General features: G+C 70.0%; 18 protein-coding genes. 15 read left to right on the top strand and 3 right to left on the bottom strand.

Annotation, left to right across the window (positions count from 1 at the left end; all coding sequences use genetic code 11):
* Positions 1–123: 123 nt before the first annotated feature.
* The 11 genes from pdxS (at position 124) to ACEYYH_RS10020 (ending at position 10965) form a co-directional block, all read left to right on the top strand.
* Positions 124–1014 (top strand): pyridoxal 5'-phosphate synthase lyase subunit PdxS, encoded by an 891-nt coding sequence (gene pdxS, locus ACEYYH_RS10070; protein WP_374978024.1) that lies wholly within the window; start codon positions 124–126, stop codon positions 1012–1014.
* Positions 1008–1610, top strand: coding sequence for a pyridoxal 5'-phosphate synthase glutaminase subunit PdxT (gene pdxT / locus ACEYYH_RS10065; protein ID WP_374978201.1), 603 nt, complete (start codon positions 1008–1010; stop codon positions 1608–1610). Before pdxS ends, pdxT begins: the two co-directional genes overlap by 7 nt.
* Before the next feature lie 37 nt (positions 1611–1647).
* On the top strand, positions 1648–2169 hold the full coding sequence (locus tag ACEYYH_RS10060; protein WP_116193481.1) for a hypothetical protein: 522 nt from the start codon (positions 1648–1650) through the stop codon (positions 2167–2169).
* A 73-nt stretch (positions 2170–2242) separates the two neighbouring features.
* On the top strand, positions 2243–3004 hold the full coding sequence (locus tag ACEYYH_RS10055) for a YebC/PmpR family DNA-binding transcriptional regulator (RefSeq protein ID WP_374978023.1): 762 nt from the start codon (positions 2243–2245) through the stop codon (positions 3002–3004).
* 72 nt (positions 3005–3076) lie between these two features.
* Positions 3077–3649 (top strand): crossover junction endodeoxyribonuclease RuvC, encoded by a 573-nt coding sequence (ruvC, locus tag ACEYYH_RS10050; protein WP_374978022.1) that lies wholly within the window; start codon positions 3077–3079, stop codon positions 3647–3649.
* Positions 3650–3711: 62 nt separating this feature from the next.
* A complete protein-coding gene (gene ruvA, locus ACEYYH_RS10045; RefSeq protein ID WP_374978021.1) occupies positions 3712–4338 on the top strand; it encodes a Holliday junction branch migration protein RuvA in 627 nt (208 codons plus the stop codon).
* Positions 4331–5356, top strand: a complete 1026-nt coding sequence (ruvB, locus tag ACEYYH_RS10040) for a Holliday junction branch migration DNA helicase RuvB (RefSeq protein WP_116193484.1) — start codon at positions 4331–4333, stop codon at positions 5354–5356. The genes ruvA and ruvB overlap by 8 nt, the downstream gene beginning before the upstream one ends.
* Before the next feature lie 84 nt (positions 5357–5440).
* Positions 5441–5902 (top strand): preprotein translocase subunit YajC, encoded by a 462-nt coding sequence (gene yajC, locus ACEYYH_RS10035; protein WP_374978020.1) that lies wholly within the window; start codon positions 5441–5443, stop codon positions 5900–5902.
* A gap of 42 nt (positions 5903–5944) precedes the next feature.
* Positions 5945–7669 carry a protein translocase subunit SecD gene (gene secD, locus ACEYYH_RS10030; protein ID WP_374978019.1) on the top strand — a complete coding sequence of 575 codons (1725 nt, stop codon included), beginning with the start codon at positions 5945–5947 and terminating at the stop codon, positions 7667–7669.
* Complete coding sequence (secF, locus tag ACEYYH_RS10025; RefSeq protein ID WP_374978018.1) at positions 7669–8661, top strand: protein translocase subunit SecF; 993 nt, start codon at positions 7669–7671, stop codon at positions 8659–8661. The genes secD and secF overlap by 1 nt, the downstream gene beginning before the upstream one ends.
* A 54-nt stretch (positions 8662–8715) precedes the next feature.
* Positions 8716–10965 (top strand): RelA/SpoT family protein, encoded by a 2250-nt coding sequence (locus ACEYYH_RS10020; protein ID WP_374978017.1) that lies wholly within the window; start codon positions 8716–8718, stop codon positions 10963–10965.
* Here ACEYYH_RS10020 and ACEYYH_RS10015 read toward each other — a convergent pair.
* From ACEYYH_RS10015 to ACEYYH_RS10005, 3 genes are all read right to left on the bottom strand, one after another.
* The gene (locus ACEYYH_RS10015) at positions 10944–11501 is read right to left on the bottom strand and encodes a hypothetical protein (protein WP_374978016.1); all 558 of its coding nucleotides are present in this window, start codon (positions 11499–11501) and stop codon (positions 10944–10946) included. The genes ACEYYH_RS10020 and ACEYYH_RS10015 overlap by 22 nt on opposite strands.
* A gap of 114 nt (positions 11502–11615) precedes the next feature.
* Positions 11616–13250 (bottom strand): DUF349 domain-containing protein, encoded by a 1635-nt coding sequence (locus tag ACEYYH_RS10010; RefSeq protein WP_374978015.1) that lies wholly within the window; start codon positions 13248–13250, stop codon positions 11616–11618.
* A 109-nt stretch (positions 13251–13359) separates the two neighbouring features.
* Positions 13360–13665 (bottom strand): dioxygenase, encoded by a 306-nt coding sequence (locus ACEYYH_RS10005; RefSeq protein WP_374978014.1) that lies wholly within the window; start codon positions 13663–13665, stop codon positions 13360–13362.
* A 190-nt stretch (positions 13666–13855) separates the two neighbouring features.
* Here ACEYYH_RS10005 and ACEYYH_RS10000 point away from each other — a divergent pair, with 190 nt between their 5' ends.
* The 4 genes from ACEYYH_RS10000 (at position 13856) to ACEYYH_RS09985 (ending at position 16449) form a co-directional block, all read left to right on the top strand.
* On the top strand, positions 13856–15145 hold the full coding sequence (locus ACEYYH_RS10000) for a replication-associated recombination protein A (protein ID WP_374978200.1): 1290 nt from the start codon (positions 13856–13858) through the stop codon (positions 15143–15145).
* Between the two features lie 94 nt (positions 15146–15239).
* Positions 15240–15767 carry a PadR family transcriptional regulator gene (locus ACEYYH_RS09995; protein ID WP_374978013.1) on the top strand — a complete coding sequence of 176 codons (528 nt, stop codon included), beginning with the start codon at positions 15240–15242 and terminating at the stop codon, positions 15765–15767.
* On the top strand, positions 15764–16060 hold the full coding sequence (locus tag ACEYYH_RS09990) for a hypothetical protein (protein WP_374978012.1): 297 nt from the start codon (positions 15764–15766) through the stop codon (positions 16058–16060). The genes ACEYYH_RS09995 and ACEYYH_RS09990 overlap by 4 nt, the downstream gene beginning before the upstream one ends.
* A gap of 5 nt (positions 16061–16065) precedes the next feature.
* Entirely contained in the window at positions 16066–16449 is a 384-nt protein-coding gene (locus ACEYYH_RS09985) for a hypothetical protein (RefSeq protein ID WP_374978011.1), read from the top strand.
* Positions 16450–16616 lie beyond the last annotated feature (167 nt).

The raw sequence follows: 16616 nt of genomic DNA, 5'->3' as shown, positions 1-16616 counted from the left end.
GCCCTTCCGTGAAGTCCTGCCCCGCCGAGTGCGGGGCTCAGCCCATGCTATCTTTTGGCCTAGGCCAATACCCGCATTGTCCTCACCCGTTGCGCGTCCGCGCTCAGAACGAAGGGAAAGCTCGTGACCATTGCCGACACGGGAACGGACCGCGTCAAGCGCGGCCTCGCCGAGATGCTGAAGGGCGGCGTCATCATGGACGTCGTCACGCCCGACCAGGCGAAGATCGCCGAGGATGCCGGCGCCGTGGCCGTCATGGCCCTCGAGCGCGTCCCCGCCGACATCCGCGCGCAGGGCGGCGTGTCGCGCATGAGCGACCCCGACATGATCGACGGCATCATCGAGGCCGTCTCGATCCCGGTGATGGCGAAGGCGCGCATCGGCCATTTCGTCGAGGCGCAGGTGCTGCAGGAGCTCGGCGTCGACTACATCGACGAGTCCGAGGTGCTCTCGCCCGCCGACTACGTCAACCACATCGACAAGTGGAACTTCACCGTGCCGTTCGTCTGCGGCGCGACCAACCTGGGCGAGGCGCTGCGCCGCATCAACGAGGGCGCGGCGATGATCCGCTCCAAGGGCGAGGCGGGCACCGGCGACGTGTCGGAGGCCACCAAGCACATCCGCAAGATCACGAGCGAGATCAACGTGCTGCGCTCGATGACCAAGGACGAGCTCTACGTCGCCGCGAAGGAGCTGCAGGCGCCGTACGACCTCGTCGCCGAGATCGCCGAGACCGGCAAGCTCCCGGTCGTGCTCTTCGTCGCCGGCGGTGTGGCCACCCCCGCGGATGCCGCGATGATGATGCAGATGGGCGCCGACGGCGTGTTCGTCGGCTCCGGCATCTTCAAGTCGGGCAACCCCGCCGAGCGGGCCGCGGCCATCGTCAAGGCGACGACCTTCTACGACGACCCCAAGGTCATCGCCGACGTGTCGCGCGGCCTCGGCGAGGCCATGGTCGGCATCAACGTCGCCGATCTGCCCGCGCCGCACCGCCTCGCCGAGCGCGGCTGGTGACGACACCGCCACGCGTCGGCGTCCTGGCGCTGCAGGGTGACGTCCGTGAGCACGTGCGCGTGCTCACGGACCTCGGCGCCGAGGTGACGACGGTCCGCCGCCCGGAGGAGCTCGCCGAGGTGGACGGGCTCGTGCTCCCGGGCGGCGAATCCAGTGTCATCGACAAGCTCTCCCGCGCCTTCGGCATGCGCGAACCCGTGCGCGACGCGATCGCGGCGGGGATGCCGGTGTACGGGACGTGCGCCGGCCTCATCCTCCTCGCCGACCGCATCACCGACGGCATCGAGGGGCAGCAGACCTTCGGCGGCCTCGACGTCACGGTTCGCCGCAACGCGTTCGGCAGCCAGGTGGACTCGTTCGAGGTCGACCTCGACATCCCGGCGCTCGGCGCGCCGCCCGTCCATGCGGTGTTCATCCGTGCGCCGCTCGTCGAAAAGTCGGGCGAAGGTGTCGAACGGCTCGCGACCCTCGACGACGGCCGCGTCGTCGCCGTGCGGCAGGGCGCGCTCCTGGGCACCTCGTTCCATCCCGAGGTCACCGGCGAGCACCGCTTCCACGCACTGTTCCTCGACATGGTCCGCGAGCGGGTGCGGTGACGGGGCAGACGCCATGCGTCGGGGTAGATTCTGGATCATGACGATCAACGACTGGTGGCGCGAGCACCCCGAGGAGCGCTACTGGATGATCGCCCCGTCGCGCGGCATCGTCGGCGACGCCCTCTCGGCGCCGAAGGCCCAGGACGAGCGCCGGTTCGAGTGGTCCCATGAGCTCGTCGGCTTCACCGAGCCCGGCGACACGCTGTTCGTGTGGGACCGGACCCTGCCGGTGCCCGGCATCGCCGCGTGGGGCCGCGTGCTCGGCCCGCTCGGCGAGGAGACCCGGGACCGCCGCGGCGACGAACTGCCCCACTGGCGCATGCCGATCAGCGACACACTGCGGCTCGCGTCGCCGATCACCCTGCCGAGCCTTCGCCGCGTGGGCAGCGAGATCGTCACCGTGCGCGACCGCGTGGAAGGGCTCACCGAGGGCCCCGTCTACTTCCCCTTCATCGGCTCGGCCGAGACGCTCGCCCCCGCGCCCGCGTACCTCACGAAGGTGCCGCGCGACCTCGTCGCGCTGCTGTCGTCGCGGTTCGGCTTCGAGTTCGCGCTGTAGCGCGGGGATAAACTAGTCCGTCGGGCGAGGCGTTCACACGCCCGCACCCGACGAGCGTGAATTCAGGAGGACCATGTCCGGGCATTCCAAGTGGGCGACGACCAAGCACAAGAAGGCCGTCATCGACGCGCGCCGTGCGAAGTCGTGGGCCAAGCTCATCAAGAACATCGAAGTGGCCGCCAAGCTCGGCGGACCCGACCTGCAGGGCAACCCGACCCTGTTCGACGCCGTGCTCAAGGCGAAGAAGACGTCCGTCCCGAAAGACAACATCGACCGCGCGATCAAGCGCGGAGCCGGCATCGGCGGCGAGTCGGTCGAGTACGCCTCGATCATGTACGAGGGGTACGGCCCCAACGGCGTGGCCCTCATGATCGAGTGTCTGACCGACAACAAGAACCGTGCCGCGGCCGAGGTGCGCACCGCGCTCACCCGCAACGGCGGCACGCTCGCCGACCCGGGCAGCGTCGCGTACAACTTCACCCGCAAGGGCGTCATCGTCGTCGCAGGCGAGGGCACCAGCGAGGACGACGTGATGCTCGCCGTGCTCGAGGCCGGGGCCGAAGAGGTCGAGCCGCACGCGCAGGGCTTCGAGGTCATCACCGAGGCGACCGACCTCGTGACCGTCCGCTCCGCCCTGCAGGACGCGGGCATCGAGTACGAGTCGGCGGACGTCGAGTTCGTCCCGAACCTCAAGGTCGAGGTCGACGCAGACACGGCGCGCAAGGTCTTCCGCCTCATCGACGCCCTCGAAGACAGCGACGACGTCCAGAACGTCTACAGCAACTTCGACCTCACCGCCGAGGTGCAGGCCGAGCTCGAGAACGACGAGGACTGACGGCATGAACGGATGCTGCGGCCCGGCGCGCGCCTGGCCGCAGCATCCGTCCTCCTCGCTTAGCGTGGGGGAGTGGCATCCTCCCGCGGTCGACTGCGCGTGCTCGGAATCGATCCGGGCCTGACGCGCTGCGGTGTCGGCGTCGTCGACGTCGCCCCCGACCGATCCGCCGTGCTGGTCCACGTGGGAGTCGTGCGGTCCGAGCCCGGGGCCCCGATCGAGGAGCGGCTCGCGGTGATCGCCGCCGGGCTGCGCGCCGTGCTGGACGCCCACGAGCCCGACGTCGTCGCGGTGGAGCGCGTCTTCGCCCAGCACAACCGTGCGACGGTGATGGGGACCGCGCAGGCGAGCGGCATCGCCCTGCTCGTCGCCGGCGAGCGGGGCCTGGCTGCGGCCACCCACACCCCGTCCGAGGTCAAAGCCGCCATCACCGGGTACGGCAACGCCGACAAGCGGCAGGTGCAGACGATGGTGGCGCGCGTACTCCGCCTCGACGAGCTGCCGAAGCCGGCCGACGCGGCGGACGCCCTCGCCCTGGCGCTGTGCCACGCGTGGCGCGGCGCGCCCGCCCAGGCCACGGCATCCGGTCCGCTCACTCCGGCTCAGCGCGCCTGGGCCGACGCGGAGCGACTCGCCCGACGATGATCCCGCGCGTCGCCGTGCGTGTCGCTCGAACAAACGTCCGAACCGCCCCGTAGGCTCGACGCATGATCTCCTCAGTCCGCGGCACGGCCGTGCATGTCGATGCGGATGCGGTCGTCGTCGAGGTCGGGGGAGTCGGTCTCCACGTCGCCGTGACGCCGCAGATCGCACGCACCACGCACCCGGGCGACACCGTCACCCTCCACACCTCGCTGATCGTCCGCGAAGACGCGCTGTCGCTGTTCGGCTTCGCGTCACGCGAGGAGCTGGTCGTCTTCGGCCAGCTGCTCGGCGTCACCGGCGTCGGCCCCAAGTCGGCGCTGGGCGTGCTCGCGACGCTGACCGTCCCGCAGATCGCCGATGCCGTCTCCGCCGACGACGACGCCCCGTTCCGCCGCGTCTCGGGCATCGGCCCGAAGACGGCGAAGCTCATCGTGGTGCAGCTCGCGGGCAAGATCGCGGTGACGCGCCCCTCCGGGTCCGGGGGAGCGGATGCCGCACCCTCGGCCGCGATCCCGGCACAGGTCGTGCAGGCCCTGGTCGGCCTCGGCTGGTCCGAGCGGGTGGCGGTCGAAGCCGTCGAGAACGTGGCGGCCGACGCGCCCGAGTCCGATCGATCGTCGGTGCCGGCGCTGCTGCGCCTCACACTCACAACCCTCGGCCCCGCCCGGAAGGAGACCGTGAGTGGCTGACGTGCGCGAAGCCGAAGAGCCCGTCGACGAGTCCGAGCTCGCGATCGAGGGTGCGCTGCGCCCGACGTCACTGGCGGAGTTCGTCGGCCAGCAGAAGGTGCGCGGTCAGATGCAGCTGCTGCTCGACGCGGCCCGCATCCAGCAGCGGCCTGCCGATCACATCCTGCTCTCCGGGCCCCCGGGACTCGGCAAGACCACGCTCGCGATGATCGTCGCCTATGAGAGCGGGCGCCCGTTGCGGCTGTCCAGCGGCCCCGCGATCCAGCACGCCGGCGACCTCGCCGCGCTGCTGTCGAGCCTCACCCCCGGCGAGGTCCTGTTCATCGACGAGGTGCACCGCATGGCGCGTTCCGCCGAAGAGATGCTCTACCTCGCGATGGAGGACTTCCGCATCGACATCATGGTGGGCAAGGGCGCCGGCGCGACGAGCATCCCGCTCGACCTGTCGCCGTTCACCCTGGTCGGCGCAACGACCCGGTCCGGTCTGCTGCCCAACCCGCTGCGCGATCGCTTCGGCTTCACCGCCCACCTCGAGTACTACGAGCCCGAAGAGCTCGAGCGGGTGATTGAGCGCTCCGCCGTGATGCTCGGGGTGTCGCTGCCGCCCGCCGCCCGCGCCGAGATCGCACGACGCTCGCGGGGCACGCCCCGCATCGCGAACCGGCTGTTGCGGCGCGTGCGCGACTACCTCGTCGTCCACGGCCGCACCGGAGCCGACATCGCGGCGGTCGACGCGGCGCTCGACCTCTACGACGTCGACCGGATCGGGCTCGATCGGCTCGACCGCGCGGTGCTCGACATGCTGGTGAGGCGGTTCCGCGGCGGCCCGGTGGGCCTCAGCACACTCGCCGTCGCGGTCGGCGAGGAGCCCGACACCATCGAGTCGGTCGTCGAGCCGTACCTCGTGCGCATCGGCTTCATGGGGCGCACGCCGCGCGGACGCATCGCGATGCCCGAGGCGTACGCCCACCTGGGCGTGCCGGTCGCCGACTCGGTGCTGGGAATCGATGTCCTATAATCGCTGGAGGTTTACACCCACCCCCTCCTGCAAGGCAGCGCCGCCCTTCGGCGCGTGCCTCACCTGAAAGGTGCTTCCCGCTCCATGGACTTCGCTGCCTTCCTGAGCAACTACGGCCTCATCATCCTGCTGGTCGTGCTCCTCGTCTTCATGTTCTGGAGCTCCCGCCGCCGTATGCAGAAGCAGAAGGCGGAGCAGGAGCAGAAGGCGCGTCAGACGGTGCCCGGCTCGGAGGTTCTCCTTCAGGGCGGCCTGTACGGCACGATCGTCTCCTACGACGCCGACAACCTCGACCAGCCCGCCATCGTCGAGCTGGCGCCCGGCGTCGAGATCAAGGTCCACAGCCAGGCCATCCTGCGCGTCGTCAACCCGGGCGAGCACTCGGTCACCGAGGACGAGTACCTCGCCGCCGAAGAGAGCCACGCCGAGTATGCCGAGGGCGTCGCGAACGGCGACATCACCTCGATCAGCGACGACCAGGGCACCGCTGCGGGCAAGGACAAGACCGACCCCGACACCGAGGCCGGCACCAAGTCGCAGGGCTGACGCCCTCCGTTCGCCCGTTCGGGCTCTCAAGAAAGCAAAGACGTGGCGACATCCACCCCCGTCCGGCATGCATGGCGCGCGCTGACCGGACTCCTCGCGATCACGGCGCTCCTGTTCGGCATCAACGCGCTCGGCGTGTACGTGTTCGGGCAGAGCTCGTGGACCCCCGCGCTCGCGCTCGACCTCCAGGGCGGCACGCAGATCGTCCTCGAGGCGCAGACCGAGGACGGCGCCGACCCGTCGGCCGAGCAGATGCAGCAGGCCGTGACGATCATCCGTCAGCGCGTCGACGCCTCGGGTGTCGGCGAGGCCGAGGTCACCACGCAGGCCGGTAACCAGATCGTCGTGCAGATCCCGGGACAGGCCGACGGGGAGACCCGCAACCGCATCGAGGCATCCGCGCAGCTCCAGCTGCGCGCCGTGCTCTACACGGGCGCGCCGGCCAACACCTTCGTCGGCGAGGACGGGAACGAGACGCCGTACCCCACGCCCGACCCGACGCTCCAGGCGACCCCGACGACCGCGCCGACCAACGGCAGCGACCCGGCGTGGATCACGCCGGCGCTCCAGGCCGAGTTCCTCGCCTACGACTGCGCCGACCCGGCGAACGACCCCGCCAACGCCCCCGCCGACGAGCCGCTCATCACCTGTGACGCCGACGGCACGGTGAAGTACATCCTCGGCCCCGTCGAGCTCGACGGCTCGTCCATCGACGACGCGACCTTCGGCGTACAGCAGAACAACGGCCTGTGGGCGGTCAATCTGGCGTTCGACGCCGAGGGAACCCAGACCTTCGGTGAGATCAGCCAGCGCCTGTTCGGCGCGCAGCCTCCGCTGAACCAGTTCGCATTCGTACTCGACGGCTACGTGCTGTCCGCGCCGTCGATGAACGCCCAGATCCTCGACGGAAGGCCGAGCATCACGGGCAGCTTCACGCAGGAGACCGCCAAGGTGCTGGCCGACCAGCTGAAGTACGGCGCGCTGCCGCTCAGCTTCACCGTCGAGAGCTCCAACTCGATCTCCGCCACGCTCGGTTCGCAGCAGCTGCAGATCGGCCTCATCGCGGGTCTCATCGGTCTGCTCCTGGTCGCGATCTACTCGCTCATCGTGTATCGCGCGCTGGGGTTCATCATCATCGCCTCGCTCGCGGTGATGGCGGTGCTGACCTACGTCACGCTCTGCATCCTCGCGTGGCGCATGGGCTTCCGCCTGTCGCTCGCCGGTGTCGCGGGTCTGATCGTGACGATCGGCTTCACGGCCGACTCGTTCATCGTCTACTTCGAACGCATCCGAGACGAGCTGCGCGACGGCAAGTCGATCACCGCCGCCGTCGAGGACGGCTGGGGCCGCGCGAAGCGCACGATCTACATCTCGAAGTCGATCAACATCCTCGCCGCCGTGGTGCTGTACATCCTCGCGGACTCGACGGTGAAGGGCTTCGCGTTCACGCTCGGGCTCACGACCGCCATCGACGTCCTGATCTTCATCCTGTTCACGCACCCGGTGCTCCAGCTCCTGGCACGCACGCGCTTCTTCGGGTCGGGGCATCCGCTGTCCGGACTCGACCCCACCGCGCTGGGCGCCGTCTATCGCGGCCGCGCGCAGTTCCGCGAGCCGGTGCTCGCGACCGGCGCCGCGGGTCGCCGCACCGCCAAGGCACGCGGTGAGGCCGCGCGTCGCCAGACCATCGCCGAGCGCAAGCAGGCCGAGCTGGCCGCCGCCGACAGCACGAAACCCGGCACGACCGCCAAGGAGGGAGACGACTGATGCGCTCCATGAGCCAGTTCGGCAACGACCTCTACACGGGCAAGACGTCGTTCCCCTTCGTCAGCCGTCGCCGCCTGTGGTTCCTCATCGCAGCGATCCTCGTCCTCGGATCGGCCCTGGTGCCGCTGTTTCGCCCCATCCAGTTCTCGATCGAGTTCACGGGCGGCTCGCAGTTCACGGTGAGCGGTGTGACCGCGCCAGTCGACCAGTCGCTCGCGACCGACGCCGTTCACTCGGTGGTCCCGGAAGCCACGACGAAGGTCGTCACGATCGGCGAGGACGCGGTGCGCGTCCAGACCGACCAGATGACGGATGCCGAGAGCCGTGAGGTCTCGGCCGCCCTCGCCGAGGCGTACGACGTGCCCGAGAGCGAAGTCAGCTACGCGTTCATCGGTCCCAGCTGGGGAGCGGACGTCACACGCCAGTCCCTCTGGGGTCTCGCGATCTTCCTGGCGCTGACAGCGATCATCCTGGCGCTGTACTTCCGCACCTGGAAGATGTCCCTCTCGGCGATCATCGGCCTCGTGGACGTGCTCATCATCACGATCGGCATCTACGCGCTGTTCGGCTTCGAGATCTCGCCCGCTGCCGTCATCGGCTTCCTGACGATCCTCTCGTATGCGTTGTACGACACCACGGTCGTCTTCGACAAGATCAGGGAGAACACCAGCGAGGACGGCGAGGTGTCGGGGCGCACGTTCGGCGAGTCGGTGAACCTCGCGGTGAACCAGACGCTCGTGCGCTCGATCAACACGACCGTCGTCGCGATCCTGCCGACCGGCGCGATCCTGTTCATCGGCCTCGTGTGGGCCGGCGCGCAGACACTCACCGATCTGTCGCTGTCGATCTTCGTCGGAACGATCGTGGCCGCGTACTCGACGATCTTCGTCGCGGCGCCGCTCTACTCGCTCCTGCGCGAGAACGAGCCGGCCATCAAGTCGCGTGATGCGCGTGTCGTGGCGGCACGCGAGCTGGCGGGCACCCCGGCCTGAGCGTCCGTCGCGCGGGCGTAGGATTGTGAGGTCCAGCGGAGGGGAGGGGATCGAGTGACCGAGACCGTCCCTGCCGCGCAATCCTCCTCGCTGCGGCGCCTGGTCCCTCGGATCTTCTCGAGGTCAGCCCGCCGCGACGACGTCGAGCAGCTCCTTCGGACGGTGCGCACGCACCATCCCAAGGGCGACCTGTCGATCGTCGAGCGCGCCTACTCGGTCGCCGAGACCGCGCACACCGGGCAGCTGCGCCAGAGCGGCGAGCCGTACATCACGCACCCGCTCGCGGTGGCGCAGATCCTCGCGGATCTGGGACTCGGGCCTCGCGCGATCGCGGCGGCGCTCCTCCACGACACCGTGGAGGACACCGACTACTCACTCGAGATGCTCACGAGCGAGTTCGGCGACGAGGTCGCCATGCTCGTGGACGGCGTGACCAAGCTCGACAAGGTCAAGTACGGCGAGAGCGCGCAGGCCGAGACGGTCCGCAAGATGATCGTCGCGATGTCGCGCGACATCCGCGTCCTGCTCATCAAGCTCGCCGACCGCCTGCACAACGCCCGCACGTGGGGTTTCGTCCCGCCGGAGAAATCGCGCAAGAAGGCGACCGAGACGCTCGAGATCTACGCGCCGCTCGCACACCGTCTCGGCATCCAGGCGATCAAGTCCGAACTCGAGGATCTGTCGTTCGCTGTGCTGCACCCGAAGCTGTACGCCGAGATCGACAGTCTCGTCAAGCAGCGCACGCCCCAGCGCGAGCAGTACGTGCAGAACGTCATCGACGCGGTCGACAGCGACCTGCGGGAGCTCCGCATCCGCGGCAGGGTGATGGGGCGGCCCAAGCAGCTCTACTCCGTCTACCAGAAGATGGTCGTCCGCGGCCGCGAGTTCGACGACATCTACGACCTCATCGGCATCCGCGTGCTCGTGGGCAGCGTGCGCGACTGCTACGCCGTCCTCGGCGCGATCCACGCTCGGTGGACGCCGCTGCCCGGGCGCTTCAAGGACTACATCGCGACCCCGAAGTTCAACCTCTACCAGTCGCTGCACACGACGGTGATCGGCCCGGGCGGCCGCACCGTCGAGATCCAGATCCGCACGCACGAGATGCACCAGCAGGCCGAGTACGGCGTGGCGGCCCACTGGAAGTACAAAGAGCAGATGAACGGCGGCAAGACGGACTCCAAGTCCGTCGACACCGACATGGCGTGGCTCGCCCACATCTCCGACTGGCAGGCCGAGACCGCGGACCCTGGCGAATTCCTCGACTCGCTCCGGTTCGAGATCGGCGCCAAAGAGGTCTACGTCTTCACCCCGAAGGGCCGCGTCATCGGCCTTCCCTCGGGAGCGACGCCCGTCGATTTCGCGTACGCCGTGCACACCGAGGTCGGCCACCGCACGATGGGCGCCAAGGTCAACGGACGGCTCGTACCGCTCGAGTCCGAGCTCAAGAGCGGCGATGTCGTCGAGGTGTTCACCTCGAAGAACCCCGACGCCGGCCCGAGCCAGGACTGGCTCGGTTTCGTGCGCAGCACGAGGGCCCGCAACAAGATCCGCGGCTGGTTCACCAAGGAGCGCCGCGAAGAGGCGATCGAGCAGGGCAAGGAGTCGATCGCCCGCGCGATGCGCCGGCAGAATCTGCCGCTGCAGCGCCTGATGAGCCAGGATTCGTTCACCGAGGTCGCCCACCAGCTCCGTTACGAGGACGTCTCGGCGCTGTATGCCGCCGTCGGCGAGGGGCACGTCTCGACCCAGTCGGTCCTCGAGAAGGTCACCGCGCTCGTCGCAGCCAACGACACGACCACCGGCCCGATCGACCTGCCGGTCGTCGGCCGGGCCCGCGCGCCGCGCAACGGCGATTCCGGCATCCTGGTGCGCGGCGCCCCCGACATCCTCGTCAAGCTCGCGAAGTGCTGCACCCCGGTGCCGGGCGACCAGATCGTCGGGTTCGTCACGCGCGGCAGCGGCGTCTCGGTGCACCGCGCCGACTGCACGAACGTGAAGTCGCTCATGGAGGACCCGGAGCGCCTCATCGAGGTCGAGTGGGCGCCCACGACGAAGAGCGTCTTTCTGGTCCAGATCCAGGTCGAGGCGCTCGACCGCTCCGGCCTGCTGAGCGACGTCACGCGCGTGCTCAGCGAGCACCACGTCAACATCCTGTCGGCGACGGTCTCGACCTCCAACGACCGCCTGGCGCTCAGCCGCTTCGTCTTCGAGATGGGCGACATCGTCCACCTCGACCGTGTGCTCAACGCCGTGCGGCGCATCGACGCCGTCTACGACGTCTACCGCGTCACGTCGTCCTGACGCCCGGCGACGATCGCCCGGAGACACGCGAGCGCCGAGCGCTTGTGGGGGAGCGCCCCCGCCTCGAGCCGCGCGATCGCCCGGTCCGCAGCATCCGTGTCGACGTCCGCGAGGAGGCCTGCCGCCGCCATGTGCTCGGCGTCGCCTACGCGTGCGAGATCGGCGAGCGTGCGCTCGGGAGTCGTCACGAGCACGCCGCCGACGACCTGGAGGTCGTCGGGAGGCACCTGCAGGTCGCGGTACACCACGCGGCGGTCCGGCCGGACGTGCAGGCGTCGCGGAACCGCGCGCTGCACGGTGTGCCGCGAGGGCGGCACCGGCAGGCCGCCGTGCACCCACGCCGCAGACAGGTGAGTCGCCGCGAGCGTGTCGCCCAGGGTCTCGGTGAGCGAACCCGCGCGCAGCGCCGCCGTCTCGACGGCGTCGGCCGGGATGTAAGCGTCGCCGAGGGCGACGAGGTCGCCATCGAGGCACGCGGCCGTGAGCTCGGCGCGCGAGAGACGTTCATCGGCGAAATAGAGGAAGGGCGATCCCACGGGGGCAGTCTGCCGCACTCCAGACAGTGCACGGATGCTGCGGCCCGCCCACTGTGGAGAACCCGGCCGCCGCAGATGCGACGACCGGGTTCGACACTGCTCAGGCGCGGCCGATCAGCCGCCGAGCGCCTTGAGCCAGGTGCGACGGGCTTCGAGGGCGTCGGTCGCGTTCGCGATCGCCTTCTTGTCGCCCGACTTCTTCGCGGCCTCGAGCTCGTCCTCGAGCTTCTGGATCGCGTCGTTCAGCTGGCGCGTCATGTCGTTCGCGCGCGCCTTCTGCTCGGGGTCGTTGCGCTTCCAGTCGGCGTCCTCGCGCGAGCGCAGGGCGTTCTCCACACGACGCAGCTCGTCGTCGAGCGACCGCTCGGTGTCGCGCGGGAAGATGCGGCCGATCTCCTCCCAGCGGCGCTGGATGCCGGTGAGGACCGAGCGGGCCTTCGCGATGTCGCGCTCGTCGCCGACCGCCTTCGCCTCCTCGAGCAGTGCGCGCTTGAGGTCGATCTTCTCGCGCGAGGCTTCGGCATCCGCCGCCTCGCGCTCGATCCGCGCACCGTAGAGGGCGTCGCCGGCGGCCTTGAACCGGGCCCACAGGGCGTCGTCGACCTTCTTGCCGGCGCGTCCCGCGGTCTTCCACTGATCGAGCAGCTCGCGGTACGCGGGGATGCCGTCCTCGCCCTTGGGGGCGAGGGCCTCGGCCTTCTCGACCAGGCGCGTCTTGCGGTCGCGGACGCCCTTGTGGGCTTCGTCGAGCTCGGCGTAGAACGCGCGGCGGTGCTTGTCGACGGTGGCGCGCGCGTCGCGGAATCGCTTCCAGAGCTGCTGGGCCGTCGACTTCGGCAGGCGCGGGCCGTTCTGCTGCTGCGACTGCCACTGGTCGAACAACGCGTTGAGGTCGGCCGTGGCCTGCTTCCACTGGACGGTGCGGGGGTCGCGTGCCGCCAGCGCCTCGGCCTTCTCGACCAGCTGGGTGCGCGCCTTGACCGCGTCGTCGACGGCTTCGCGCGCCGCGACGGCCTCGGTCGCGGACTCGGCGGCGAGCGTCTCGGTGAGAGCGGCGACGCGGGCCACGAGGCTCGCGAGGTCGCCGACGGCGGCCGCTCCGTCGAGCTTTCCGTTGATGGTGCGCGCGGTCGAGCGCAGATCGGACGCGGATGCGCCGCCGCGACGATGGCGCACCTCGAGGAGCGTCACCTCGCTCGCAAGGTCGTTGTACTTGCGCTCGAAGTAGGCGAGCGCCTCCTCGGCGGAACCGTCGGGGTACTGACCGACCACGCGCCAGCCGTCGGCCTCGCGGACCGAAACGGTGCCGTCCTCGTCGACGCGGCCCCACGGCTCGTCGGCGGAGGGCGCGGCCTCGACGACGACGTCCACGACCTCCACCGCGACGACGTCGCCGTCTTCGACGACCTCGGCGACGCCGATCACCTCGGCGGCGACGACCTCGGAATCCTCGACGACTTCCACGACGTCGATCTCGACGACGTCGACCTCCACGTCCGCGGCGTCGGATCCTCCCGAGGCGCCCTCGTCCGGCGTCTGCTCGGACGCCGCGTCACCGGCGGGGCCGTCCTCCGCGGGCTCGGCCGATTCGGCCTCTGCGGTGTCGTCCACGGCGGTCGCGGCATCCGCGTCCGTCGTGTCATCGGCAGGGGCGGCGGCGTCGTCGGCGACGGCCGCGGTCTCGTTGTCGTCGGCCCCGGTGGTCTCGGGGGCGTCGGTCTCGGGCTGGAAGTCTGCTGCGGCAGTCACGGGTTGCACCTCATCGCGGCTCGCGCCGTCTGTAGGGAGTAGGACGGCTCACAGCCTAGTACGGCGGATGCCTCGCCAGAGGTGCTGTTCCGGCGCGAGAGGCCGGATGTCAGGGCGTCGGCGTGGGCGTCGCGCTCGGATCCGGCGTCGTCGTCGCCGACGGCGTCGGCTGCGGCGTCGCGGTCGGGGTCGGTGTCGACGACGGCGACGGCTCGGGCGCGCCGGGGCCGGCCACGAAGTACAGCGTCTGCGCGCCGATCAGACCGAGCACGAGCACGCCGCCGACGATGCCGGCGATCAGGTTGTCTCGCGTGCGACGGTGCGCCTGGCTTTCGTGGAACTGACGTCGCGCCTCGTACAGCCGCGTGCGCTCCCGCGCAGCGCGCGCGTCGCGGTCTTTGCCACCGGTCGCCACGTGACCTCCCCGTTCCGTTCGTGTCAGGCTCGTCCGCCTGGTGCCAGGCAGCGCCCGGGCGGGTTGATCCTACGGGCCCGCACCCCGCCCGCCAAACCACGACGGATCCCGTGTCGCCGGCCCGGGATAGCCTGGTGTGGTGACCGGTCCTGCTGCGCTCTTCCAGGGGCTGACGCCTCTCGCCGTGCGCATGCGACCGACATCGCTGGACGAGGTCGCCGGGCAATCGCACCTGCTGCGTGCGGGCTCGCCGCTGGTGACACTCGCCAATCCGGATGCCGCGGCCCGTGCTGCGACGTCAGTGATCTTGTGGGGCCCTCCCGGCACGGGCAAGACGACGCTCGCGCAGGCGATCGCCCGCTCGTCCGGGCGTCGGTTCGTCGAACTCTCGGCGGTGACCGCCGGCGTGCGCGACGTGCGCGAGGTCATGCAGGAGGCATTGACCCAGCGCGATCTCTACGGCCAGTCCACGATCCTCTTCCTCGACGAGATCCACCGCTTCACGAAGGCCCAGCAGGACGCCCTGCTGCCCGGCGTCGAGAACGGCTGGGTCGTGCTCATCGCGGCGACGACGGAGAATCCGTCGTTCTCGGTGATCTCGCCGCTCCTGTCCCGATCACTGCTGCTGACGCTCAAGCCGCTCACCGACGACGACCTCGGCATGCTCCTCGACCGTGCCGTGTCCGACGCCCGTGGGCTGTCGGGCAGCGTCGTGCTCGGCGACGAGGCGCGCGCCGCCCTCGTGCGACTCGCCTCGGGAGATGCGCGGCGAGCTCTCACCGCACTCGAAGCCGCAGCATCCCTCGCCCTTCCCGAAGATGAGGACGACGACGACGCGGCGATCCCCGAGATCTCGGCCGATAACGTCTCACAGGCGGTCGATCGGGCGCTGCTGCGCTATGACCGCCAGGGCGACGAGCACTACGACGTCATCAGCGCGTTCATCAAGTCGATCCGCGGCTCGGACGTGGACGCCGCGATCCACTACCTCGCCCGCATGATCGAGGCAGGCGAGGACCCGCGCTTCATCGCGCGGCGCCTGATCATCTCGGCCGCGGAAGACATCGGCCTGGCCGATCCGCAGGCGCTCCCGATCGCCGTGGCCGCGGCCGATGCGGTGCAGTTCATCGGCATGCCCGAAGGCCGCATCCCGCTCGCGGAGGCGACCGCCTACCTCGCGACCACAGCGAAGTCGAATGCCGCCTACCTGGCGATCGACGCGGCGATCGCCGACGTGCGCGCGGGCGGCTTCGGCCGCGTGCCGATCCACCTGCGCGACGCGCACTATCCGGGGGCCAGGCGCCTGGGTCACGGCAAGGGGTACGTGTACCCCCACGACGCCGAGATCGGCATCGCCCCGCAGCAGTACCTGCCAGACGAACTGCGCGGCCGGCGGTACTACGAGCCCAAGGCGCTCGGCGCCGAGCGCGACGTCCAGGCCCGACTCGAGAAGATCAGGCGCATCCTCGACGGCGGCTGACCGCGACCGTTGACGCGCATATCCCTCCGAGGTAGATTGATATCCCTCAGAGGGATATCAATCCCCGTCACGCCGGGGGGTGCCCATGCAGTTCGTGATCCTCGGCCTGCTGCTCGACGGGCCGCTGTCGCTCTACGACCTGCAGAAGCGGTTCGCCGCCGGCATATCGCTGTTCTACAGCGCCAGCTCCGGCAGCATTCAGCGCGCCTTGCAGCATCTCGTGGACGACGGTTCCGTGATCGTCGCCGATGCCGACCGCAACCGCCGCGGCCGCAAGGTGCACCGGATCACCGACCAGGGGCGCGAACGCTGGCGCGCGTGGATGCGGGCTCCGATCCCCGCAGGAACGGATGCGGAGACCATCGTGCTCGCGAAGGTCTATCTGCTCGGCCGGCTCGGCGCACGGGAGGACCGCAAGGACGCGATCCGCAGCATCCGCGAGCACGTCGAAGCTTCGCGCGGGGTGCTGGAACTGCTGGCGACTCAGGTGGATGCGCAGGCGGCCCACCTCGACGATGCGTCGCGGCGGATCTTCGCGTTCCAGCGCGCGACCCTCGATTACGGGCTGCGCTCGCACGCCCTGATGAGCGAGTGGATCGAGGAAGTGCAGGAGCGGGGATGAGCGAGAAGCAGCAGGCGGCCCGGGTGCGCGCGCTGTACGGTGCGGCTACGGCCGTCACGCTCCTGGTGGCCGTCGTCTTCGCGACCGTCGGCGACGGGGTCGAAGTCGCCGAGGCGACAGGACTGCGCGCCGTGGTGATCGAGGGCGGCCACACGCTGGTGTGGGTGCTGCTGACGATCGCGTTCGCGATCGCCGCCGTGCGGGCGCGGTGGAGCCGGCTGTCGAATGGGGTGGCGATCGCCGCGGGGGTCTCGTACGCCGTCTTCCTCATCGCCGTGTTCCTGTGGAGGTAGCGTCGGTGACTCTCGCTCCTGTCGCCGCCACCGTCGCGTGCCTCGTGCTCGGCGCCCTCGCCGTGCTGCAGATCTGCGTCGCGGCCGGCGCGCCATGGGGGCGGTTCGTCTGGGGCGGGGCGCATCGCGTACTGCCCCGGCGGCTGCGCATCGCCAGCGCGGCCTCCGTCCTGCTCTACGCCGGCTTCGCCGCACTGCTGCTCAGCCGCGCAGGAATCCTGCCCGGCGGTGACAGCCTTCTCATCCGCATCCTGACGTGGCTGCTCGTCGCGTACTTCGCCTTCGGGATCGTCATGAACGCGATCTCGCGCAGTCGCGCCGAGCGCCTCACGATGACCCCGGTGTGCGTGGTGCTCGGCGCCGCGACGCTGGTCATCGCCCTCTCATGAAGGCCCCGCCGCGCGTCTGGTAGACTTGAGCGGCTCGAAACGCAGTTTTCGGGCATCCCCTTTCTTCCTGACCTACCTTCCGGCATGCCCCGGCGTGCAGTCCGGACAGGGCGAAGACAGGGCGATACGTCCGCGAGCCGTGAAGCACACGGCCGCGTCATCGAAAG

Origin of the sequence: Microbacterium trichothecenolyticum, from assembly GCF_041938625.1 — a bacterium.
Lineage (GTDB): Bacteria > Actinomycetota > Actinomycetes > Actinomycetales > Microbacteriaceae > Microbacterium > Microbacterium trichothecenolyticum_D.
This window is presented reverse-complemented; position numbering and strand designations above follow the sequence as displayed.

What these genes read in the sequence shown, in the direction of transcription:
- ACEYYH_RS10060 (WP_116193481.1), top strand. Translation starts at nt 1,648, where the DNA reads ATGACGATCAACGACTGGTGGCGCGAGCACCCCGAGGAGCGCTACTGG.
- ACEYYH_RS10055 (WP_374978023.1), top strand. Translation starts at nt 2,243, where the DNA reads ATGTCCGGGCATTCCAAGTGGGCGACGACCAAGCACAAGAAGGCCGTC.
- ruvA (WP_374978021.1), top strand. Translation starts at nt 3,712, where the DNA reads ATGATCTCCTCAGTCCGCGGCACGGCCGTGCATGTCGATGCGGATGCG.
- yajC (WP_374978020.1), top strand. Translation starts at nt 5,441, where the DNA reads ATGGACTTCGCTGCCTTCCTGAGCAACTACGGCCTCATCATCCTGCTG.
- secF (WP_374978018.1), top strand. Translation starts at nt 7,669, where the DNA reads ATGCGCTCCATGAGCCAGTTCGGCAACGACCTCTACACGGGCAAGACG.
- ACEYYH_RS10000 (WP_374978200.1), top strand. Translation starts at nt 13,856, where the DNA reads ATGCGACCGACATCGCTGGACGAGGTCGCCGGGCAATCGCACCTGCTG.
- ACEYYH_RS09990 (WP_374978012.1), top strand. Translation starts at nt 15,764, where the DNA reads ATGAGCGAGAAGCAGCAGGCGGCCCGGGTGCGCGCGCTGTACGGTGCG.